The following is a 23872-nucleotide window of genomic DNA, read 5'->3' as shown; positions in this document are numbered from 1 at the left end:
CAAAATGAACGCTCATGATCATCCTTGATATTTACCAATAAAAATAACGCTTCACATTATAAAATGGCAATGCGATGTACGCATTGCCAGATCTGCTCATCATTTAAAGTTGCTTTGATAAAAAGATACTTCGATAAAAGACACTTTGTTTAAAGGCTGCGATATTAATTGGTCGCTGCTTCTGCTTGCTCTTCATTAGCGATAACAGCATTAGCATCAACATTGGTGTCGTCCCCTTCAACCACTACTGCTTTTTCTACGCCTGCCGTTGCGGCTGCCTTTTGTGCAGCGGCAGTTGAGCTGGTGCCAAAATAGCTACCTGTGATTTGATCGTAAGTCCCTTTTTCTTTTAGCTCAGCCAAAGCTTTGTTGAACTTAGCAATCAGTGGATCACCTTTACGGAACGCAATGCCCATCGCATCTTGGTCAGTAATGATTTCTTGGCCTTTTATTTCATAATCTTTACCAGCATCAGTTTTCAACCAGTCCATACCTGTGACTTTATCAGACATCATGGCACGTACACGACCTGATGTCAGATCCAGATACGCATTATCTTGGGTATCATAAAGCTTGATATCAGCATCAGCATGCTCATCTTGCAAGTATTGTGAAGCAACAGTTGAACGCTGTGAAGCGATAGGCTGACCTTTTAAATCTGCCACACTGACGTCATCACCTTTTTTACCGATCAAAATAATGCCGGTATGAAAATACGGGTCGCTGAATTCTACGACTTCTTGACGTTCAGGAGTGATGGTCATACCAGCGATAACAGCATCAAATTTCTGTGCGTTTAGTCCTGGAATCAAGCCATCCCAATCTTGAGAAATAACATCACACTTTGCCTGCATCTGCGCACACAGAGCGTCAACCAGCTCGATTTCGTAGCCAATCAATTTGCCATCAGCATCTGTATAGCTAAATGGTTTATAGCTTGATTCGGTGGCTATTTTTATATTCAACGGCGCATCAGCTTGCGTATCAGCAGCAGCACCCTCTTCTGGAGCTGAGCTGTTGTTACAGCCTGCCAGCATTAATATCGCAGCACTGAGTGGTGCCAGCCAAAACGCCTTGCTCTTTAGAGACTTATGTTTTAGAGACGATGTCATAGAGATTGTCATGTTTGCTATTCCTTCATTTTTCAATCAGAAGATTATGGACCAATAGAGAGTTATTGACCAAAGTTTGCTTGCTCAAGACGTGCCAGTTCACCATTACTACGGATTTCACTGAGCGCTTTATTAAAGTCGTCTCTGAGGGCATCACCTTTACGAACAGCAATGGCAATATTATCGTCGTTGTCGATTTCATCGCCAACAATACCGAAGCCTTCAGGGTTGTCTGCCAACCATGATTTTGCAGATACTTTTTCTGCCAATACGGCATCACTACGACCAGACTTCAGATCTAGATAAGCATTGTCATAATTGTCATACAACTGCACGGTATTACCGTTTTTGCCTTCATAGTTGTCTTGCAGATACGCACCAGGCGTGGTTGAGCGTTGACCGCCAAGCGTCAAATTACTAATCGCCATAGGATCAAATTTGCCGTCGGTACTGGTCAACCAAACCATAGTGTTGGCGAAGTAAGGTTCGGTAAAATCCACCTTTTCTTGGCGTTCAGGCGTAATCGACATGCCAGCCACAACCGCGTCATATTTTTGTGCCAGCAGACCAGGAATAATACCATCCCAATCTTGAGCAACGATTTCACACTTGGCTTGCATCTGATCACACAAAGCGTTGGCGACGTCTATATCATAACCTGCCAAGCTGCCATCAGCATTGGTATAGTTAAAAGGAGGGTAAGCGCCCTCGGTAGCAATACGAATGGTCTTGCCAGACGTGTCTGCTGCCGCTGGATCAGCGCTGGCATCCGTAGCATCATTAGCGGGTTGACTACAAGCACTCAGCATCAACGCGGCGGTAATAGTCATCGATGACCACAATAGGCGAGAATTCGACATCATATATTCCTTAAATTCTGATGGGTTTTAATACGAGGTTCTGATATTTTGTTTTCTGACGTCCCTGCCAGACAAGCAATATAGAGCGTAGAATATACCGAAGCCTACTATGACTGGCTGTCGGTAAGCTTTCTGATAATACCTGACTCAAATATCAAAAACAAACATTTTGCATACCAACTGTCATTAAAGTGTAATAAACAGTGAGTACGACTTATGAAGTATTTATTGACGGGTTCTATAAGACGTTAGGATGATAAAATCTTTATCATCCTATGTTTTTGAATACTGGTGTTTTTGAATACTGGTTCTTTGAGTATAAGACTAGTTCTGACGATGCGACGCCATAAAGTCTTTGACACGCTCAGAGGTAGGATTATCAAACACTTGCTCAGGCGTGCCAATCTCTTCAATCACGCCTTGATGTAAGAAAACGACTTTGCTGGATACTTCTCGAGCAAAACGCATCTCATGAGTGACGATGAGCATGGTACGGCCTTCTTCTGCCAACTCTCGCATGACAGCCAGCACTTCGTTGACCAGCTCAGGGTCTAGCGCCGAGGTCGGCTCATCAAACAAGAGCACTTGGGGCTGCATGGCGAGCGCTCGAGCGATGGCCACACGCTGGCGTTGACCACCAGATAGGTTCGCTGGATAAGCGTCTTTTTTATCCAATAGACCCACTTTATCGAGCAGTTTTTCTGCGTCACTAATGGCTTGGGCTTTTTTGATTTTTAGGACTTGCGTTGGCCCTTCAATGATATTTTGCAAAATCGTTTTATGCGGCCATAAGTTAAAGTTCTGAAAGACAAACCCGACCCGAGCACGCAAGCTCTCTAACTGTTTTATGTCTGCTGCTTGCAATTCGCCTGATTTGGCAGGTTTCAAAATCAGCTCGTCATTACCGATAATAATACGACCTTGATTCGGCTTTTCGAGCAAATTGATGCAGCGCAGCAAAGTGGATTTGCCTGAGCCAGATGAGCCCAAAATAGAGATAACATCACCATCGTATGCAGTGAGTGACACCCCTTTCAGCACTGCGAGTGAGCCGTAGCTTTTATGGACGTCTTGTAAATCTAAGGCGATAGGCCGAGTCGGATTTTTTGCAGTATCAAGCATGGTTTAACAGACTTCCAATAAATATGAATGAAAACGTCAATAAAAAAGAGACAGATATGTCGTATACAGATTTGTCTTATATAGTATAACTGTCAACCATAGCATTATGGCAATACCGCTATGACTGACAAGATAAAAAGTAAAATGTCATATTGTCTCTTATTCAGCGGTAAAAAGGCAAATCTTGTGTAAGCTCGGTCAGTCAACGAAACACATACGCCTCCTTAAGCAACCAAAACAAAAAAAGCCTAAACTGTATTGACAGCTTTGAGCTTCATTTTATCATTTAAATCTACTAGACGTGACGTTATCTGAGCGATGGCTTAGTAGGTCGAAACATGCTCTGAATCTTCAGTGCCATCGAGCATTTCTTTGTCATCAGCACCTACAGTGACTTCATCGTTGGCGCTTGCCACCGCCACATCATCTGTGCTGGTCTCATTGGCACTAGCGACAGCCACATCATCACTTGCTGTCGCAACGCCAGTGGCTTCATCTTCTACTGTGGTTTGAGCATCAACAGATGAGTCTGTTTCCATTGGCGCCTCGTCTTTTTTACCACAAGCGCCTAAGGTTAAGGCTGCTGCGACCAGTCCAACCGTTAACCAGCTTTTTTTGCTACTGCTATTTTTAATAACCATTTTTATTCTCCATTCGTAATCATTGATACTTATCACTGATATTTCATTGTTAATTACTTTACGAGTAGCGATTAATAGCTTTCTCTCGTTGTATTAGTTCCTAACTATACTCATGATTATTCAAGGCTACCTTAGTAGTTACACCTCAGTTCTGTTAAGGCTCGTAACGATGCAACGGATATTGCCTATATTGTGACATCATAGGGAAGTCAAAGACAAAACGGATAAGATAAGTGTAAAAAGGAGAATAATTACCTCCTATGAGAGGCGGTTGTTCACAAAACCATCTTTACTATCGTGCCAATCTCCTCTATGTTAAATAGCATAATGTCTTATAGGCATCCGAATCTTCTTTTTGTTACATTTTTGCCTTTGGGCACTTTTTTATATTCAAAATACCAATCACTATATAAGGAAAATAATTTATGAGCCAAGCGAATACCACAGACGTGACCACTTATATGCAATCTGTTGGCAAACAGGCCCGAGCTGCTTCACATGCGCTCGCTGCTGCCAATACGGGTGACAAAAACTCAGCACTAATGGCGATTCACGATGTGTTAAAAGAGGCGAAACAAGATATCTTATCTGCCAATAAAATTGATATGGATAAGGGTCAAAGTAACGATTTAGATGCCGCGTTACTTGATCGTCTTGAACTAAACGACGCGCGTTTTGATGGAATGCTCCAAGGTTTAAAGGATGTGGCGGCGTTACCAGACCCTATTGGTGAAGTTACTGACATGACTTATCAGCCATCAGGAATTCATTTGGGAAAAATGCGCGTGCCACTTGGCGTGGTTGGTATGATCTATGAGTCGCGTCCTAATGTGACGTTAGAGGCAGCATCACTGGCACTAAAATCGGGCAACGCCATTATTTTACGAGGCGGTTCAGAAGCGTTTGAATCAAACCAAGCGATTGCCAAGTGTATCTTGGAAGGCCTACAAAAAGTCGGTCTGTCTGAGCACATTGTGCAAGTCTTGCAAACGACCGACCGCGCGGCGGTTGGTGAGTTGATTACCATGACTGATTATGTCGACGTTATCGTACCACGTGGTGGTAAAGGTCTGATTGAACGTATCAGCCGTGACGCGCGTGTGCCTGTCATTAAGCATTTAGATGGTAACTGCCATACCTTTATCGATAGTGATGCAGATGCCCAAATCGCTATCAAGGTTAGCGTCAATGCAAAAACGCACCGCTATGGTACTTGTAATACCATGGAGACGCTGTTGGTTGATGAGTCAGTTGCCGATGACCTATTGCCAAAAATTGCTGAAGCGATTATTGCGGCTGATGATGTCATGCAACTGCGCCTTGACGACAAATCCCAAGCCATTTTAAATGACAATGCCGCCCTAAAAGGTCATTTATCGGCAGCGACTGCCGAAGATTGGGACACGGAATACTTAGCGCCTATCTTGGCTGTCAAAGTCGTATCAGGTATTGATGAGGCCATTGAGCACATTAATACTCATGGCAGTCATCATACGGATGTCATTATTACTGACAACTATACCAAGTCTCAGCGCTTCATTCGTGAAGTGGACTCTGCAAGCGTGATGATCAATGCTTCTAGCCGTTTCGCGGATGGTTTTGAGTACGGATTGGGTGCAGAGATTGGCATTTCAACTGACAAAATCCATGCTCGTGGCCCTGTTGGTCTTGAGGGGCTCACATCACAAAAATGGATTGTTTACGGTCATGGTGAGACGCGGGCTTAATCTATTGCCGCTGTCATTTGGCTAGTAACCTACCATATAGCGTTTAATTTACAGTATAATCGATAAAAAAACGTCAGCCCAATCGCTGGCGTTTTTTTATTAGCGCTCGATATATTTGACAGTGCTATTATTATTTTTTGCATCGTCATAGATGATTTTATAGGAAACGGGGCCCATGCAGAGTGGCAAAATTAAGCGCTGGTATCAAGAAAAAGGCTACGGATTTATCGAGGTAGACAATCAAAATGAAGACGTGTTTTTTCACGTGAGTAAAGTGCGCTTATCGCACCCTATCTCTATTGGTCAACAGGTATACTTCAATAGTGAGCGCAATGCTAAGAACCAGTTAAGGGCCACAGAAGTCACTTCCTCTTCCCTGAGTATATTAGAGGATATGGACGTTGCTCCTCCTCAGCATGCATTCAGCCCTACTGCCCGAAATCAGTACTTTCAAGGCAAGCATTACTTTCAAGACGATCTAAGCACTCGCCGCCATGAGCAACCCAAAAAGAGCGTTGTATCTACTTTATTTATTATCATGGCGGTTATCGCGGTTGCCGTGTATGTCTTTGGGGACTTAACATCATCTCTCTTTATTGATAGTGCCAAGCCTACGGTATCACACTCATTCTCCGAAACCTCGGCCCAAGCGTCTACTCTCAATGTCACAGGTGATGCGCAAGTAGACAAAACCCTTACGCTGATTCAGCAAGGCGGCCCATTTCCGTATCCGCAAAAAGACGGCACGACCTTTTATAATCGTGAAGGCAAACTGCCCGCACAGTCGCAAGGCTATTATCGGGAATACACAGTCCCTACCCCTGGCTTGTCGCATCGCGGTGCGCGGCGTATCGTCACTGGTGGCTATCCTCCAACTGTCTACTATTTAACCGTTGATCATTACGAGAGTTTCCGCAGATTACAGGTGAAATGAAATGAGCCAAGCCATTTATTATATTAGTCAAAATTTTCTTGATCAAAACCACATTAACCAAAAAGGTACAGCACTAAGTGCTAGCATTTTGGCACAGGCTGTTAACATACCTGTAAACAAGACATTAGATAAAACCACTTTATTAACAAATTTGGCTCATGCTTGTGATTTTCCTTGCTACTTTTCGCCCAATTGGGATAGCGCATGGGACTGCCTAACAGACAGCTCTGTGTCTTACCTAATGCTGAATCTAGCAACGGTAGAAACAATCAATACTGAAGATTTTAATACTTTTAAGCGCATCATTGAAGATGCTTACAGAGATTTTGGTAAGCCGCAATTGTGGGTTATTATGCCAGCCGCGGACAACGTTTAATCTGACAAAAACGGCTTAACTGCGAATCATCATATCAACCTGAATTCGAGATAAAGCCATATTTATCCCGAATGCGGGTTAATTCATTTGTATAGAAAGGATTAACATATGGAAATTACCTTAAACGGCTATTACACGCTGATACTGGCCACCTTAGTGCTACTACTTGGGCGCGTTTTAGTAAGAAGAATTAAGTTCCTAGAAGACTTCAACATTCCAGAACCGGTCGCTGGTGGTTTGGTTGCAGCCATTGTGGTTTATGTTCTCAATATCGTTTGGGGATACAGTTTTAACTTTCATCAAGGCTTACAGACAGCGACGATGCTGATGTTCTTTGCTTCTATCGGTTTGAGTGCTGATTTCAGTCGATTAAAAGCAGGTGGAACACCGTTATTGATCTTTACGATTGTGGTGTCGGTCTTCATTGTATTGCAAGACATCGTTGGTGTCGCTATGGCAAGCGTACTGGGTCTTGATCCGTTACTTGGATTGGTAACAGGTTCTATCGCTCTGACGGGTGGTCATGGTACGGCTGGTGCATGGGGCATTACTTTAGAACAAGAATATGGCGTGGTTGGTGCAACGACGCTTGGTATCGCAGTGGCCACTTATGGTCTGGTCGCTGGTGGTATTATCGGTGGACCAGTGGCAAAGCGTTTGATTCAAAACCTTGGTCTAAAACCAACCCCTGCTAATCCAAATCCTAGCGACATCGAAAAGGTTGCGAACGCGCAATCACTTTATAGTACCAAGCACGATGAAGACTCAGCACACAGTAATAAAGAGATTTTTGAAAGACCTGATAGTATGCGCTTTATTACGGCCTCTTCTACCATTGAGACATTGGCGTTGTTTGCAGGCGCGTTGGCTTTTGCTGAAGTTATGACACTTGTGGCTGAAGGCACATGGTTTGAGCTGCCTACCTTCGTTTGGGCACTGGCAGGCGGCGTGATTATTCGCAATGTCTTAACGACTGTATTTAATTTTGATATGTTTGATCGGTCTATTGATGTGTTCGGTAATGCTTCTTTGAGTCTGTTTTTGGCCATGGCGCTATTGTCTTTAAAACTGTGGCAGTTGACTGATTTGGCAGGCCCTGTATTGGTAATCTTGCTCGTACAAACAGTTATCATGATCATTTATGTCTACTTTATTACCTTCAAAGTCATGGGCAAAGATTATGATGCGGCTGTCTTGTCAGCAGGACATTGTGGGTTTGGTATGGGCGCGACACCAACGGCGATTGCCAATATGCAGGCCGTTACTGACCGTTATTTGCCCTCACCTAAAGCGTTTCTGATTGTGCCGATGGTTGGTGCTTTCTTCGTTGATATCGTTAACGCCACGGTATTGCAGATATTTACGAAGTTGCCTTTCATGTAAAATCACCTGACTTTGTATCCGCTTTCGTGATACATAATAAGCCCCAATTGTCTTATGGATGATTGGGGTTTTGTTTTGCACAAACCTTTAATTAAACCGATTAGAGATGACCCGTTCTATCGTCATTACTCAAATTATAATGACAGAAAAACGATTAAGCGTTATCAGTATTGTAGCTAAAAAATAAGGGCCAATTATGTTGATGTTTGCAATTATTGTCGTGGTCTCAGGCGCGCTTATCGTAGGAGCGCTTTGGGGTTTGTATGGTCACCTGCCAGCTTGGTTAGAAGGCAATTTATTAGCAATCGCTGGCGGTGCGCTGATGATATCGGTCGTGATAGAGCTGGTACAGCCCTCCCTTGCTGATAGTGGTATCTGGGTCACAGCGGCTTTTACTTTACTGGGCGCTTTGGTGTTTGCGGGTGTTGATTACTTGATTGATGAAAAACTAAACTCTAAAGGTGGCGCAGGCTTACTGGCTGCTATTACGCTCGACGGTGTGCCTGAAAACTTAGCGCTAGGCGTATCACTCATTAGTGGAAACGTGATGCAAGTCGCTGCTTTGGCTGGTTCTATTTTGCTGTCCAACCTTCCAGAAGCCGCAGGTGGCGCAAAAGAGATGCGTAAAGCTGGTAACAGTCATAAGAAGATATTAATGCTTTGGATTGGAGCAGCGATCTTATTATCACTTGCTGCTATCTTAGGTAAAATGCTGCTTGCGGACGTCGATAAAATAATACTAAGTGCCATCAATTGCTTTGCAGCGGGTGCTGTCATTGCCTCACTGGCGACCGAAGTCTTTCCGACGGCGTTTAAACGCGACAATCATTGGGCGGGTATTAGTGCCGCCGTTGGCCTGATTATGGCGTTAGGCTTAAGTCAGCTTGGGGGTTAGGGTTTTAATCGTATTGATGTAAAAATATCCAAAAAAACCGCCTAGCAAACGCTAAGCGGTTTTTTTTCAATCTTAAGTCACTTACTTTTCTGTCATGCTTCCCATGCTTTTAGACTAAGAATTCTCTCTTCACAACTCATTAGCGTCATCTTGCCAAGTTGTTTAGCATTGTTGAAAGCCATGCGTTGTTATCTTTAATATACTTATCACCCAACGCTACTATATCATTACCTGATTGAACAAAGTCAGGATAATCAATTATGGCATCTTGTATATAGTCCTGTCCGTGCGCCACCATATCTACCATACTGTTTTCGGTAACTTCAAAATGACATTGCCAGCCAAGCACCCATGTCCCTAACTCTTCGTGCTTGGGTGTTTGATAAATAAAACCTTGATTTGCCCAAGCATGTGACGTTGCGATTGGCGTCGCGCCCTTAGGACAATCAAAGCCATCACCATGCCAATGAAATACAGTGAATTCATCTTTTGGTAGGTCTGTTAGTAAAGGATGCTTCAAGCCTTGTTTGGTCAATTGAATGGGTAGCCAACCCACCTCTTTTATGCCTGATGGCGCAACTTTTGCTCCCAAACTGTCTGCTATCAACTGTGCCCCTAAGCAAACACCGATCACCGTTTTACCTGCGTCAATACTTTGATGAATGAAGTGTTTCTCATCAGCAAGCCACGCAAACTCTGCGTCATCATGAATGCTCATTGGGCCACCCATAATCACCAACCAATCAAAACTGTCTTGAGCTGGTATCGGATCATTTTCATAAAATCTAGTCACAGTAATGCTATGATTTTGACTGTCTGCCCACTGTTTAATATAGCTAAGTTCTTCAAAATCAACATGGTACAAAGCATGAATACGTAAGCCCATCAAATTATCCTTGTATGAATAAACTAAAAACCGCCTAGCAAACGCTAAGCGGTTTTTTATTTGATACAGTGTGAGTTAAAGCCGATTAACGCTTACTGGTTTTTTTCGTACACTGGCAACTCTTTACAGATTGCTTCTACCTTACCGCGTACTTCAGTCGCCACAGCTTCATCACCACGGCTATCTAGCACGTCACAGATCCAGCCTGCCAAATCACCCGCTTGCGCTTCGTTGAAGCCACGAGTGGTAATCGCTGGCGTACCAATACGAATACCAGAGGTCACAAATGGAGATTTTGGATCGTTTGGTACGGCGTTTTTATTGACCGTGATGTGTGCATCGCCAAGCCATTTGTCCGCTTCTTTACCCGTCATTTCTTGCTTCACTAGGCTGATCAGCATCAGATGGTTTTCAGTACCACCAGAAATGATCTCATAGCCACGATCTTGGATGACTTTTGCCATAGCTTGCGCGTTTTTAACCACTTGCTGCTGATACGTTTTGAAGTTATCTTCTAGCGCTTCTTTGAAGCAAACCGCTTTTGCAGCGATAACATGCATCAATGGGCCACCTTGGTTGCCTGGGAATACCGCTGAATTTAGCTTCTTAGCCAACACTTCATCACGAGCCAAGATCAGACCTGAACGCGGACCACGTAGGGTTTTATGCGTTGTAGTAGTCACGACATCAGCGAAAGGGACTGGGCTTGGGTATACGCCACCAGCGACCAGACCAGCAACGTGCGCCATATCTACTAGTAGGTAAGCACCGACTTCGTCAGCGATGTCACGGAAACGCTGCCAATCAACCACTTGTGAATACGCTGAAAAACCAGCAATGATCATTTTTGGCTTGTGTTCACGTGCTAGCGCATCTACTTGATCATAGTCGATAAGACCTGTGCCTTCTACCAATCCGTACTGTACTGCATTGTAGTTCAGACCTGAGAAGTTGATGTGCGCGCCATGCGTCAAGTGACCGCCTGCGTCTAGGCTCATGCCAAGTACTGTATCGTTGGCTTCAAGCAATGCTAAGAATACTGCAGAGTTTGCTTGACTACCTGAATGTGGCTGGACGTTCACGTATTCGGCACCGAACAACTCTTTTGCACGATCAATGGCCAATTGCTCAATCACGTCGACATGCTCACAACCACCGTAGTAACGCTTACCAGGATAGCCTTCAGCGTATTTGTTGGTTAGATCAGTGCCTTGTGCTTCCATCACTGCTTGTGAGCAGTAGTTTTCAGAGGCAATCAATTCGATATGATTTTCTTGACGAACGCTTTCTGCAGCCATCGCTTCAGCAAGTACGGGATCAAACGCTTTGATAGAAATATCTTTAAACATAGTAATGTCCTAAGTAGTGACTGTCGTTGGAAGTATCATTAAAAAAAGCTTATAGCCTGCCCACAATAAGACAACTACTGCGTTAACGTCGTCCGAAGTATGCTTGATACTTCTGCACACTCTGTTTTTGCATGCTGTTTATGGTATGACCATAATTGTGAATAAGTCTATCAGCAATGATTAAAATAAGAATAAACGCAGGCAATTGACCTGCCATTAACTTGACCGATCCGTCAATAAAATCGATATACATTTGCATCGACATCATCGCGAAAGCGTAAGTGTAACATGAAAATTTGTGTGAAGAGCGCAAAAAAGCTCACCTTAAGATGAGCAAATTAAATGGCGATATAATACAGATAAATAGCCAATAGAATAAAGGATTTACTCACTATACATCCCTTACCCTACAGTTTTTTATGTTTATATAGCCATAAAATTTTTTTACGTTTCACTAGATGTAAACGCAGGCAAAAATATTTCGCTAATCATTAATTTTCGACCATACCAATCATATCGCGTCTGCCGCTGCCAGCCCTCACTTGTCTGTTGGATAAAGCGTTGGTTTGGCAAAGTACGACTGCGCTTAAATAATACGTAGCCGATAGGTGTACCTTTAAGTTGTTGTAGGCGACGTGCCCGACCTGTCAGACTAGGAATGGGGAAAATACTTTGCGCTTTTACCCATGGCTGCTCATCATTGCCATACAGCTCTACTTCACGCACCCAAGCCAGCATAGGGCGACCCAGCATCGCGCCTTGTACACCTAGCTGTCGTTTTTGTATCAACGACATTGACCGATACCCTTCAAAAGTGCGCTCTACACGCAGCGGCTGCCCTGCTTTGATTTCTAGCACGGCAGTCAACGAGCCATCGACCGTTAACCATGACAATAGCTCGGTAGGTGGAGAAAGAAGATTGGAACAAGAAAAAGGCTTACTGGGCATAGTCGTTAGCTAGTTAAAAAATAGTAGAATAGAGGCAAATATAGTTCTGAGCATCAAAAACGACTGGTATCAAAGTCAGGCATATTATCAGCGTTAAATGGCAAGGCTTCAAACGCTTGTTGACGATACTGTGCCATGTGCTGTCGATCCTGCGTACAAAAATTACTAATCGCTGGGACAAAACGCGCATCATAAATGCGATGTAAGGAGTGCGTCATCGTTGGAATAAAACCACGAATCAGTTTATGCTCGCCTTGAGTACCTGGATCAAAATACGTCAGGTTTTTTTCGATGGCAAACTCAATACCTTGATAGTAGCACAACTCAAAGTGCAAGCTATCGTACTCACCAAGTGCCCCCCAATAACGGCCATATAAGGTGGGCCTATGACCAGTACTGTCACTGTTAGGATCATCATATAAGAACAAACTGCTGGCAATAATTTCGCCGTGGTCGTTTAGCGCTTGTGCTAGCATCAAATGCTCAGACATATTTTGCGCCAATGCCATAAAAAAATCTATGGTCAAATACGGCTGTTGACCGCGCACGGCATATGTCATGACATAACAATGATAAAAGGCTTTCCAATCCTCATCGCTAATCTCATCGCCGCATTTACGTTGACAGACAATACCTTGCTCAGACACCTTACGGCGCTCAGCGCGGATAGTCTTGCGCTTTTTGGCTTTTAAGGTCATCAAAAACGCATCAAAATCTGCAAAAGGCTGACTGTTTCTGAGTAAGTCTTTATTTTGCCACAAAAACTGACACCCTTGCCGCTCTAGTATCGGCATCTCGATAGGCACAGGTTCTATACCGTTTTCTTGTGCTGCGATAGCAAGCTCTATATCAAGGCCTGTCGGCATGGAAGCAGTTGCGACATCCGCCATCTCTGATGTGACAAACAAGCCATGCCAGCTTGACGCGCCCACTTGCTGCGCAATATCATCGACGCCTGCGATAGCAGTCTTAAAAATATCATGATCTAAGGTTTCCCCTTTTACCAACCAAAAACGCTGACCTGTAATCGGGGTATAAGGCACGCTTGTCACCAGCCGAGGATAATAATCCACCCCGTAGCGCGCATAGGCCTCCGCCCATGAATGATCAAACACAAACTCGCCACGGTGATGACCTTTTATGAATACGGGCAATACAGCAATCGGTGTAGTAGGACTTTGATCAACATCATGACGGTCACTCTCTACAGACTCATCTATTGCCATATCTACCAAGCTGTCTGTATCGCGATAAACCAAAATAAATATGGGCAACCAGCCAGCCTGCTCACCTATCGCCCCCGTATCGCTGAGTGCTTGCCAAAAAGCAAAAGACATAAAAGGCGTGTCTGGTGTCTGCCAATCTGCTTGGTCTTGCCAACTGGTATCGCTTATCAATGCGTATTTTAAATTCATACTTTTGCTTACTCTATGTTTGCCGATATTCTATCGATCAGTCATCTAGCCTAGCAAATTTTTGCCTATTTGCTGTCACAATTTGCAAAATTGATGACCGCTTCAACAAAAAACCACCTACAGCTATATAGGTGGTTTTTTATTATGATCATTTATTATAATGATGTGGATGCTGAATAATACTTTGTTTAGCGGTCAATAAAAAGACAATCAAGCTGCAATAAAATAGAAGGGACGCCATTAAAATCACGTTGTGCTGGGCTAACTACCCTTGCCTTTTATAAGCGTTATCGCTCAAAGACTTCAAAAAATCCTCTTAGCCATCCCGCCTTTTTCTTCAGACAAAAAGGCAGGAGTTGTATGGAAAAGATGATATTGAAGCGGATGGCTGGTAGAATAAGGTTGTTATTAGCTTAATATAATTCAAACACATAGGATATGAGCGAAAACAGTATACTTAGTTCACTATATGAGATTGACAGCAAAGATGATTTATAGTGGATTAACGGCCCAGTAGTAGCATGCAGTCTCAAAGCACAAGTTTAGTGAAAATTAAAAAGAGACGTGTTCAGCAGTTTCAAAAAATTTTGAGAAGCCAGATATGATGAACTTAATCGCGTCGTTCACCATGCATAATATTTGTTGAAATATAGTATTTGTTAAAACATATTCAACATCATATTTGCGCTTTATTTTATTTTTAACTCTAGCCTAAAGGAAGACACTACTAAAATGTCAAAAATTATTTATACAAAAACTGACGAAGCCCCAGCGCTTGCAACCTTATCATTTTTACCTATTGTTAAAGCATTCACACAAACGGCAGGCGTTTCTGTCGAAACCAGTGATATCTCTGTTGCCGCACGTGTATTGGCTGAATTCCCTGATTACTTAACGGAAGATCAACGTGTTCCGGACAACTTGGCTGAGCTTGGTCGTCTGACGCAAGATCCAAACACCAACATCATCAAGCTACCTAACATCAGTGCCTCTGTACAACAGCTACGCGCTGCTATCAAAGAACTACAAAGCAAAGGCTATGCCATTCCTGACTTCCCAGATGATCCTAAAACGGAAGAAGAACAAGAGATTCGTAAGCGTTATGGCAAAAGTTTGGGCAGTTCAGTCAACCCTGTTTTACGTGAAGGCAACTCAGACCGCCGTGCGCCAAAAGCCGTAAAGAACTACGCTCGCAAGCATCCGCATTCTATGGGTGAGTGGAAACAGTGGTCAAGCACGCACGTATCGCACATGCACAGTGGCGATTTTTATGACGGTGAGCAATCTATAACCTTAGACAAGGCACGCACTGTACGTATGGAGTTGGTGACTGACGCTGGCGAGACCAAAGTATTAAAGCCAAAAATCGCTTTGCTTGACAAAGAAGTTATCGATCTTATGTTCATGAGCAAAAAAGCGTTGCTTGATTTTTATGAGCAAGAAATGGAAGACTGCCGCGAAGCGGGTATCTTGTTTTCATTGCATGTAAAAGCCACCATGATGAAAGTATCGCATCCTATCGTGTTTGGTCATGCGGTTAGAATCTACTATAAAGACGCTTTCAAAAAGCACGCTGCATTGTTTGAAGAGTTGGGTATCAACGTCAACAACGGTATGGCCAGCTTGTACGAAAAAATCGCTGAGCTACCAGCCAGCAAACGTGAAGAAATCGAAAACGATTTACATGCTTGCCAAGAGCATCGTCCACGTCTTGCGATGGTTGATTCAGCCAAAGGCATCACCAACTTCCATTCGCCAAGTGACGTCATTGTCGACGCATCTATGCCAGCCATGATCCGTGCAGGCGGTAAAATGTGGGGCGCTGATGGCAAAATGTATGATTGTAAAGCGGTCATGCCAGAATCTACCTTTGCCCGCATTTATCAAGAAATGATCAATTTCTGTAAATGGCATGGTAACTTTGATCCAACCACCATGGGTACTGTACCGAACGTTGGTTTGATGGCTCAAAAAGCAGAAGAGTACGGCTCACATGATAAGACGTTTGAGTCTAGCGATAATGGCATCGCACGTATCGTTGATATTGATACCGACGAAGTATTGCTTGAGCAACGTGTTGAAGAGGGCGATATCTGGCGTATGTGTCAGACCAAAGACGATCCTATTCAAGATTGGGTAAAACTTGCTGTCAGCCGTGCACGCGAATCTAACACCCCGGTTATTTTTTGGTTAGACCCATACCGTCCACATGAAAACGAGCTGATCAAAAAGGTAAAAACCTACCTAAAAGAGTATGATACCGAAGGTCTACATATCGAAATCATGTCTCAGGTTCGCGCCATGCGTTATACCTTAGAGCGTGTTGCTCGTGGTCTTGACACGATTTCTGCGACCGGTAACATTTTACGCGATTACCTTACTGACTTATTCCCAATCCTAGAGCTAGGAACAAGTGCCAAAATGCTGTCTGTCGTTCCACTCATGATGGGTGGTGGTTTGTTTGAAACAGGCGCTGGTGGTTCTGCACCAAAGCATGTTCAGCAGCTTATCGAGGAAAACCACTTACGTTGGGATTCATTGGGCGAGTTTTTAGCATTGGCAGTCTCTTTGGAGCATTTGGCCAAAAATGACAACAATGCAAAAGCGCAAATCTTGGCAGACACGCTTGATAGAGCCACTGAAAAACTGTTGTTAAATGACAAGTCACCATCACGCAAAACAGGTGAGCTTGACAACCGCGGCAGTCATTTCTATTTGGCAATGTACTGGGCAGAAGAGCTGGCCGCACAAGATCAAGATGCTGAGCTAAAAGCACAATTCTCAGAGTTGGCTCAAAAGCTTGAAGCTAATGAAGCAGCGATTGTTAAAGAGTTGAATAATGCTCAAAACAAATCTGTAGATATCAAAGGCTACTACATGGCGGATGAAAAACTGGCTGAACAAATCATGCGTCCAAGCACGTTATTTAATGAAGCATTGGCTTCTTTGTAAGCATTTCTTTGTAAGCGCTTCATGATAAGAACGTTTTGATCATGTGCTGAGCTTAGGTTAAGTGATAGGTACTTAAAAGCTTTTATCCAAGCATCAGTCAGAATCAATAAAAGGCACCCCAAAGATTCTAAATCTGAGGGGTGTTTTTTTGTGCACTCTATTTTTAAACCAACCTGTCTACATAACTCCTGTCGTAAAAAAGCCATCTACCTAAGGGAAGATGGCTTTTTTAGTGGTTTGCTTAGACTGTCTAGCATTTGGTAACCGCTTGTTCAGCTCGCTGATGGATTAAGCGTCCATATGCTTAATCACCGCGTCACCAAATTCAGACGTACTGAGTAAGGTCGCCTTTGGCATTAAGCGCTCAAAATCATAAGTCACTGTCTTTTGTGCAATCGCGCCTTGGATACCACTAATAATAAGATCAGCCGCTTCCGTCCATCCCATATCGCGTAGCATCATTTCAGCAGACAGAATCAACGAGCCGGGATTGACTTTATCTTGCCCAGCATATTTAGGCGCTGTACCATGAGTCGCTTCGTAGACAGAGACAGCGTTGCCCTTATTGGCACCTGGCGCGATACCAATACCGCCCACTTGCGCCGCTAGCGCATCAGAAATATAATCGCCGTTTAAATTTAAGGTTGCCACCACAGAGTAGTCAGCAGGGCGCATCAAGATTTGCTGTAAGAACGCATCAGCGATGACATCTTTGATAACGATGTCATTACCCGTTTTCGGATTAGTTAGGGTCATCCAAGGGCCACCATCCAACAGCGCTGCACCAAAGCTCTCTGCCGCTACCTCATAACCCCACTCTTTAAATGCGCCTTCGGTGAATTTCATAATATTACCTTTGTGCACTAAGGTCACACTTGGTAGGTCATTATCGATAGCATGCTGAATGGCTTTGTGTACGAGACGCTGTGAGCCTTCTTTTGATACAGGCTTTATGCCAATACCGCAATCCTCTGAAAAACGGATTTTGGTCACACCCATCTCTTTTTCTAAGAAATTAATGACCTTTTTGGCCTCATCGCTGCCGGCTTCCCACTCAATACCTGCATAGATATCTTCTGCGTTTTCGCGGAAAATCACCATATCAGTCAGTTCGGGTTGACGAACGGGACTTGGCACTCCTTCAAACCAGCGCACCGGGCGCTGACACACATACAAGTCAAGCTCCTGACGTACTGCCACGTTTAATGAACGAAAGCCACCGCCAACTGGGGTGGTCAATGGACCTTTGATACTGATGATATAGTCTTTTAAAACCTCTAGCGTCTCACTTGGTAAATATTCACCATCATAAACCTTAGCCGCTTTTTCACCCAAATATACTTCCATCCAAATGATAGATCTTTTACCGTGATAAGCTTTGTCTACCGCCCCATTCACTACTTTTATCATGACAGGTGTGATGTCAACCCCAATGCCATCCCCTTCGATAAATGGAATGATAGGATTGTTGGGCACATTTAACGACAAATCAGCGTTTACAGTAATTTTTTCTCCGTCTCTTGGTACGATAACCTTATCATAGGCCATGGATAAATCTCCTTAGTTGTATATCAGGTATCACAAGCATATTTGGTACTTTTTTGCCAGTGCGGGCAATTGTATTGTGATGAGAACGCTCGTTCGCTAAAAATATCGATGAGTAAAACCATTGCAATATGGTATTGCCCATTATAGTCACCACGAGTTTTTCATAATTTAACTGTTTATCAAATCGATCAACTCTGGCATAAGCAATATAGAAAAAGGCACAAACTGTCTTGAATATTGTACTAAAATAGAAGGCTTAACCATCAGTTTTCTAGCGTAGCGCTTGTAGGCGGGAATGGATCATATAGATACCACTGCCATAATGATGATGCCTTATTTTTATAGGCCAATATGTAAACTATAGTAATTCAGAGCCGATCTTTTCGGCTTCATTTTTAATATCAAATACCATTTGGTCAGATGTACTCTACGCTGATTCACCCATGATTTATCTTTAGGACACACCATTTTATGTCGACTTCTAGTCTCATTTTATTCAATAAGCCTTATGGAGTACAAAGTCAGTTTCGTAATGATAGCAACAACGACCACACCACTTTGTCTCACTATTTTACGGATAAGTCTTTACGGGTCGCAGGTAGGCTGGATGCTACTTCAGAAGGCTTATTGATTTTGACCGATGATGGCCGAGTGAACAAAGCGATTACTCATCCACCAAAAGCCAATGCCGGACGTAAACAAGGTAAAACCTATTTGGTACAAGTTGAAGGCATTCCTACTACTGAGCAACTTGATATGCTTAGACGGGGCGTCATTCTTAAAGATGGCAAAACCTTGCCGGCCGACGTTAAACACGTCAGTGAAGAGACATTACCAATGCCACTTTGGCAGCGTAATCCACCGATACGTGAACGCAAAAGTGTGCCAGATTCTTGGCTGATGCTGACTATTTATGAAGGTAAAAACCGTCAAGTAAGGCGCATGACCGCACATGTTGGGCTGCCTTGCTTACGCTTGATTCGCTGGTCGGTCGCTGGATTTGAATTGGGTGATTTGGCAGTTGGTGAGTTTGTGCGTATTCATCTCAATAATGAGCGCTGTCAGCAGTTAGGGCTTATCGATTGATTCATCTTGCTCAATGACTCATGTTTAGCGACTTTTTTAACTGCTCATGCCAATCAATACGATTTATCTATCAATAAATCACTCTAATACAGTTAATTTACTTTAAAAATGAGACCGCACGACTGGGATAAATTTTTCGCAGCCTCTGTATTAACAGCACGTAAGGAAAATTTATTCCAGTCGCGCATGGCCTTCGATATTCTCAACATATCGATGTTATGTCGAAATGGCGATACTAAGTAAATATATTACGACCTGTTAAACATAGAGTCTCGAACTAGTAAGGTTCATCTGCTAGAATTTATACCCTTATGGATTGTGTGTAATCAATCTCACCCATTTGCATTGAAATTTTTATAATAGGGATATGTCATGATTGCTTCTCGTCGTTTTGTCTTGTTGGCTACCAGCTTTTCTGTTGGGCTCATACTGAGTGCCTGCCAGCCGACAACGAAAGACAATGAAGCTGCTTCTGAAGAGATCACCGCACCGCCAGTCCCTGAGGTTACAGAAACCAGTAACGAAGATGAAACGTCGATAGAAAATCAAGATGACATCAATGACACGCAAATGACCGACGTGCTGAGAGATTACACAAGAGCCATGACCAGAATGCACGATGAGATGATGATTGGCATGGGGTATAACGATCCTGATACGGCTTTTGCCAAATCAATGCTCGGCCACCATCATGGCGCGATTGACATGGCGAAAATTCAGCTGAAATATGGCAATGATGATGCCATGCGTCAACTGGCTCAAAACATTATTGACACTGAGCAAGCTGAAGTTGATATTTTAAACAAATGGCTTGCCAGCCACCCTGATGTCTCCAAACCCAAACCCAATACCGCAGCCATGCAGCAAGAGTATGCAAGAAGTATGGATATATTGAACGGCAAAATGGTATTGGGCATTGCTGACCCCGTGCCTGACGTGGCATTTGTACGCGGTATGCTGCCCCATCACATTGGTGCAGTAGAAATGGCAGAAATTCAGTTGAAATATGGTACTGATGAAGAAATGCGTCAGTTGGCACAAGATGTTATCACTGCTCAGCAACCAGAGATTGAGTTGATGCAAAAGTGGATTGCAGACGTTGAGGCGAATGAAAGTAATAACGACGAGCTTAGTGAAAATGATGACATGAGTGAAAGCATTAAGTCTAACGAAAACGGAACGCTTAGTAAAAACGAAGACGGCGCACAATCGAGCATTTCTTAAAACCTTAATGCTCAGACGCTTGTTGTTCACGCATTTATTTTTGACTCAACTATGAATTATCAAAAAACTGGATAAGTACAACAGCAAACCCCTGCTAACTGTTACTGGTTAGCAGGGGTTTTTGTTTTTGGGCTTCATTGTAGACAATCATTAAAAAAGTACTTTAACTTTGATAACGCTCCATGACATTTAACCATGTCTGCCAGCTCCCTACATTCTGTAACGGCTCATCGCCCTCTTCACTTAGATGTAGACTGACCTTATAAGGTGTTAAAGCCTGTTCATCGGTGACTTGCGCCGATTTAGGTCGTACATTAACCGCTATCAGCTCATCGCGACGAAACAGATGACATTCGACATCGCGATCTGCCTGATTGAGTGATCCCAATTGCTTACTGGTGGCTTTGATGCCATCAATGGCAACGATAACGTCATGTGCTGAAAGGCCAGCCTTGGCAGCCGCACTATCACGCTGTACGCGATTGATCTTAAGACCTGCTGGTGTTTCAGTACATCGTATGCCCCAAGGCACGTGTTTATCAGAGGTCTCTTTGGTATTGGTACGAAGTTTGACCCCACTTTCTCTCAGCATGGCTTCAATGGGTAGCTCTTCAACGCCATTGACATAGCGCCGCTCAAAATCTTCCCAATCTGCAAGTGGTATAAATTGACCGATCACCACGCCCATATCAGCACTACTGATACCAATGCGTTTATTGTCATTTTGCTTAGCTTGATTATAGAAAGCTTTGACCACGTCAAATAAACGGTAGCGACCAGCGCTCTTTTGTAGCAGCATCAAATCCAGACACAACGCAACCAGCGCCCCTTTATTATAATAACTGATACCTGCATTGCCTGTGTTCTCATCGCTGCGGTACAGTTTAATCCACGCATCAAAACTCGACTCTGCAACGCTTTGATAAGCGCGACCTGGGGTTTGATAATAGCGATTGATTTGCTCAGCCAGTAGCTTAAGATAACTTGCTTGATCAATCACCCCTGATGCTTGCAACATAAAGTCATCAATATAAGATGTGAACCCTTCAAAGACCCATAGTAGTGGCGTAAAAGCCTCACGGCGCAAATCGACTTCTAGCATGACATCAGGGCGTACGGTCTTGACCCACCATGCATGAAAATACTCATGGCTGCATAGTCCTAAAAACCGTTGATAGTCACTACTGGGTATCGCGGGTTCATCGATACTTGGTAAGTCACGGCGCGGTGTAATCAGGCTAGTAGAATTAATATGCTCTAGGCCGCCATAATCCTGACCGCTGGCAAACGTCATAAAAGTATAATTATCAAAGGGCGCATCACCGAGCCAGTTTAGATACGTCTGACAAATCTGAGTCACATCTTGCTGCAACCTGCCCATATTGGCATGGTGCTTACCTGAGAGAAAAAACCGATGTGGTAGCGTCTGATGGGTATCATCATGAACAATGAAGTCGAACGTATCTTGCTCTGCAATCTCAAACGGATAATCAATAAACTCATGATAATTATCTACTTGTAACCCATAGCTATGTTGACCGTCATGTTGTGATTCCTCAAAGCTCAAATGGGTCGAGGTTAAACCACACGCTAAGCGTACACGACTGGTTTCTTTGTCCGCCAAAAATGTGGCAGGCACAAGTAAGCTTGCCTTTATTGGCGATAGCTCCTGCCCCTCAACTGCGAGTGCCAACGAGGTGAAGTTACCGTAGAGACGTTGTTGATCGACGTAAGCAGTTCGCACCGATAAATCGTAGCAGTAGACTTCATAGTCCACGACTACCGTCTGCCCTACTTTGACTTGTGGTAGCTGCCATGTGTTTTTATCTGTTTTTTGCGCTCGGTAGGCGTCAGAGGCATTGTCTCCCTCAAGAATACGATACTGAACTGCGGTGATATTTCGAGCGAACTCGCGCATCAAATAACTGCCCGGTATCCATGCTGGTAGCCAAAGCTTAGGGGATGCTGTCAGGGCGGTAAAGCTAAGCGATACATCAACCAGATGCTCCAAAAAGCGCTCAAAGTTGAATTGATAACGAATATCAGCTTTTGTATTGTTTTTTGCGCTAGCCACATCAGTAGCCGTGTCCACTGACAGATGCTTAGCCTTAGAATTAAATGAAGTCATATTTTTTATCCTTATTTTTATCTTCATGGTAGAAGCACTGACCAAAAAACGCAACTGACAAACCGTGAACAGCGGTTTCACGCAGTCAAACAAGGAAAAACTGTCTCTATTTTGAGAAAATAAACCATTTATTCAGATTAAATAGCATTTTTTCTTGTTTTTGCCTTGAAAGTTATGGGACCCATCGCAATTAAAGATGCTAACTGCTAAAGTTACTTAAATAAACTGATGATAATTGACTAATGACGTGCCTACTGGGCTTGCTGATTGGATTTTTTAGGTTTATTGCAACCGTATTTAATTTTTTACATAGATATATTTAGGATAATTTATGACTACTATCGCAAAAGACACCGCCGTCACATTCAATTACACTCTAAAAGACGACGAAGGCAACATCCTTGACCAGTCACCAGAAGGTCAGCCACTTGCTTATTTACATGGCCATAGCAACATCATTCCAGGTCTTGAGCAACAACTAGAAGGCAAATCTGCTGGCGAAAAAGTAAACGCCGTTGTTGAGCCTGCTGATGGTTACGGCGAGTATCAAGAACAAGCGGTACAACATGTACCACGTGACAACTTCCAAGGCGTTGATGATATCCAGCCTGGTATGCAATTCCAGTCAGAAGCTGGTGGTCAAGTCATGCTAGTGACAGTTACTGATGTAAACGATCAAGAAGTAACGGTTGATGCAAACCATCCATTAGCTGGTAAGCGTTTGACTTTTGATGTTGAAATCCAAGAAGTACGTGCAGCAACTGAAGACGAACTAAACCATGGCCATGTACATGGCGCAGGTGGCGTTGAGCACTAATCTCTTCTAGGGCATTAATCTCGTTTAGAGTATTGATGTTTTTTAGAGCACTTTTTTCTTTTGGAATGATTCGTTCTCTTAGAATATCGTGTAGAGGTATTAAATGACTTTTTCTTATTGAGCAGGTTATTTAATCTAAAAAGGTCGGTAGCTAAGTCTACTGGCCTTTTTTATGGACTAAAGATAAGCGAAACATTATTAAACCGATGCCATTAACATAATGTCAGCTTGATACAAATTATGCTTTTTCAGACATAACAAAGCCGCATAATGACGAGCATCATGCGGCTTTTATCATCAACCATCCATGTTAACGTTATACAATACCTAATCCCGAGATATCTTATAACTAACAGGCATCCAGCCTTATCATCCTTAATTACTAAACCATCTATCCCTGATACGACCTTTAAGATACCAATCCCTAGTACCAATGAACCGTTCCGTTCAATCATGCCGTACGTTTATA

At 43.3% G+C, this 23872-nt stretch carries 19 protein-coding genes; 9 read left to right on the top strand and 10 right to left on the bottom strand.

From position 1 onward, the window contains the following. Positions 1–164: 164 nt before the first annotated feature. From A3K91_RS01900 to A3K91_RS01885, 4 genes are all read right to left on the bottom strand, one after another. Positions 165–1124 (bottom strand): transporter substrate-binding domain-containing protein, encoded by a 960-nt coding sequence (locus A3K91_RS01900; RefSeq protein ID WP_062843770.1) that lies wholly within the window; start codon positions 1122–1124, stop codon positions 165–167. 50 nt (positions 1125–1174) lie between these two features. After that, positions 1175–1975: a transporter substrate-binding domain-containing protein gene (locus A3K91_RS01895; protein WP_179288327.1), complete on the bottom strand. Its 801-nt coding sequence runs from the start codon at positions 1973–1975 to the stop codon at positions 1175–1177. A gap of 321 nt (positions 1976–2296) precedes the next feature. Further along, positions 2297–3094 (bottom strand): ABC transporter ATP-binding protein, encoded by a 798-nt coding sequence (locus tag A3K91_RS01890; RefSeq protein WP_062843768.1) that lies wholly within the window; start codon positions 3092–3094, stop codon positions 2297–2299. A gap of 323 nt (positions 3095–3417) precedes the next feature. After that, positions 3418–3735: a hypothetical protein gene (locus A3K91_RS01885; protein WP_062843767.1), complete on the bottom strand. Its 318-nt coding sequence runs from the start codon at positions 3733–3735 to the stop codon at positions 3418–3420. A gap of 425 nt (positions 3736–4160) precedes the next feature. Between A3K91_RS01885 and A3K91_RS01880 the strand changes: the two genes are divergently transcribed. From A3K91_RS01880 to A3K91_RS01860, 5 genes are all read left to right on the top strand, one after another. Continuing rightward, positions 4161–5462 carry a glutamate-5-semialdehyde dehydrogenase gene (locus A3K91_RS01880; protein WP_062843766.1) on the top strand — a complete coding sequence of 434 codons (1302 nt, stop codon included), beginning with the start codon at positions 4161–4163 and terminating at the stop codon, positions 5460–5462. A gap of 175 nt (positions 5463–5637) precedes the next feature. Beyond that, positions 5638–6396 carry a ribonuclease domain-containing protein gene (locus tag A3K91_RS01875; protein ID WP_062843765.1) on the top strand — a complete coding sequence of 253 codons (759 nt, stop codon included), beginning with the start codon at positions 5638–5640 and terminating at the stop codon, positions 6394–6396. A gap of 1 nt (position 6397) precedes the next feature. After that, positions 6398–6772, top strand: a complete 375-nt coding sequence (locus tag A3K91_RS01870; protein ID WP_062843764.1) for a barstar family protein — start codon at positions 6398–6400, stop codon at positions 6770–6772. A gap of 108 nt (positions 6773–6880) precedes the next feature. Then, complete coding sequence (gene gltS, locus A3K91_RS01865) at positions 6881–8155, top strand: sodium/glutamate symporter (protein WP_062843763.1); 1275 nt, start codon at positions 6881–6883, stop codon at positions 8153–8155. A gap of 196 nt (positions 8156–8351) precedes the next feature. Next, complete coding sequence (locus A3K91_RS01860) at positions 8352–9050, top strand: ZIP family metal transporter (RefSeq protein WP_062843762.1); 699 nt, start codon at positions 8352–8354, stop codon at positions 9048–9050. Positions 9051–9195: 145 nt separating this feature from the next. On the opposite strand, the gene A3K91_RS01855 is transcribed toward A3K91_RS01860, so the two are convergent. The 4 genes from A3K91_RS01855 to A3K91_RS01835 form a co-directional block, all read right to left on the bottom strand. Then, complete coding sequence (locus A3K91_RS01855) at positions 9196–9936, bottom strand: type 1 glutamine amidotransferase (RefSeq protein WP_062843761.1); 741 nt, start codon at positions 9934–9936, stop codon at positions 9196–9198. 92 nt (positions 9937–10028) lie between these two features. After that, positions 10029–11285: a serine hydroxymethyltransferase gene (gene glyA / locus A3K91_RS01850; RefSeq protein ID WP_062843760.1), complete on the bottom strand. Its 1257-nt coding sequence runs from the start codon at positions 11283–11285 to the stop codon at positions 10029–10031. A gap of 444 nt (positions 11286–11729) precedes the next feature. Continuing rightward, positions 11730–12233, bottom strand: coding sequence for a chorismate--pyruvate lyase family protein (locus A3K91_RS01840; RefSeq protein ID WP_062843758.1), 504 nt, complete (start codon positions 12231–12233; stop codon positions 11730–11732). Positions 12234–12286: 53 nt separating this feature from the next. Continuing rightward, positions 12287–13648 (bottom strand): GNAT family N-acetyltransferase, encoded by a 1362-nt coding sequence (locus A3K91_RS01835; protein WP_062843757.1) that lies wholly within the window; start codon positions 13646–13648, stop codon positions 12287–12289. 732 nt (positions 13649–14380) lie between these two features. Here A3K91_RS01835 and A3K91_RS01830 point away from each other — a divergent pair. Next, the gene (locus tag A3K91_RS01830) at positions 14381–16600 is read left to right on the top strand and encodes an NADP-dependent isocitrate dehydrogenase (protein ID WP_062843756.1); all 2220 of its coding nucleotides are present in this window, start codon (positions 14381–14383) and stop codon (positions 16598–16600) included. Positions 16601–16888: 288 nt separating this feature from the next. Here the strand turns inward: A3K91_RS01830 and icd are convergent, their stop codons facing one another. Next, entirely contained in the window at positions 16889–18148 is a 1260-nt protein-coding gene (gene icd / locus A3K91_RS01825; RefSeq protein ID WP_062843755.1) for an NADP-dependent isocitrate dehydrogenase, read from the bottom strand. 471 nt (positions 18149–18619) lie between these two features. Here icd and A3K91_RS01820 point away from each other — a divergent pair, with 471 nt between their 5' ends. Beyond that, positions 18620–19234, top strand: coding sequence for a pseudouridine synthase (locus A3K91_RS01820; RefSeq protein WP_062843754.1), 615 nt, complete (start codon positions 18620–18622; stop codon positions 19232–19234). 372 nt (positions 19235–19606) lie between these two features. Continuing rightward, positions 19607–20458, top strand: a complete 852-nt coding sequence (copM, locus tag A3K91_RS01815) for a CopM family metallochaperone (RefSeq protein ID WP_062843753.1) — start codon at positions 19607–19609, stop codon at positions 20456–20458. Positions 20459–20621: 163 nt separating this feature from the next. Here the strand turns inward: copM and A3K91_RS01810 are convergent, their stop codons facing one another. Continuing rightward, positions 20622–22586: a M61 family metallopeptidase gene (locus A3K91_RS01810; RefSeq protein ID WP_062843752.1), complete on the bottom strand. Its 1965-nt coding sequence runs from the start codon at positions 22584–22586 to the stop codon at positions 20622–20624. A 331-nt stretch (positions 22587–22917) separates the two neighbouring features. On the opposite strand from A3K91_RS01810, the gene A3K91_RS01805 reads away from it, so the two are divergent. After that, on the top strand, positions 22918–23403 hold the full coding sequence (locus A3K91_RS01805) for an FKBP-type peptidyl-prolyl cis-trans isomerase (protein WP_062843751.1): 486 nt from the start codon (positions 22918–22920) through the stop codon (positions 23401–23403). Positions 23404–23872: the final 469 nt, after the last annotated feature.

It is taken from the genome of Psychrobacter alimentarius, from assembly GCF_001606025.1.
GTDB classification, from domain to species: domain Bacteria; phylum Pseudomonadota; class Gammaproteobacteria; order Pseudomonadales; family Moraxellaceae; genus Psychrobacter; species Psychrobacter alimentarius.
This window is presented reverse-complemented; position numbering and strand designations above follow the sequence as displayed.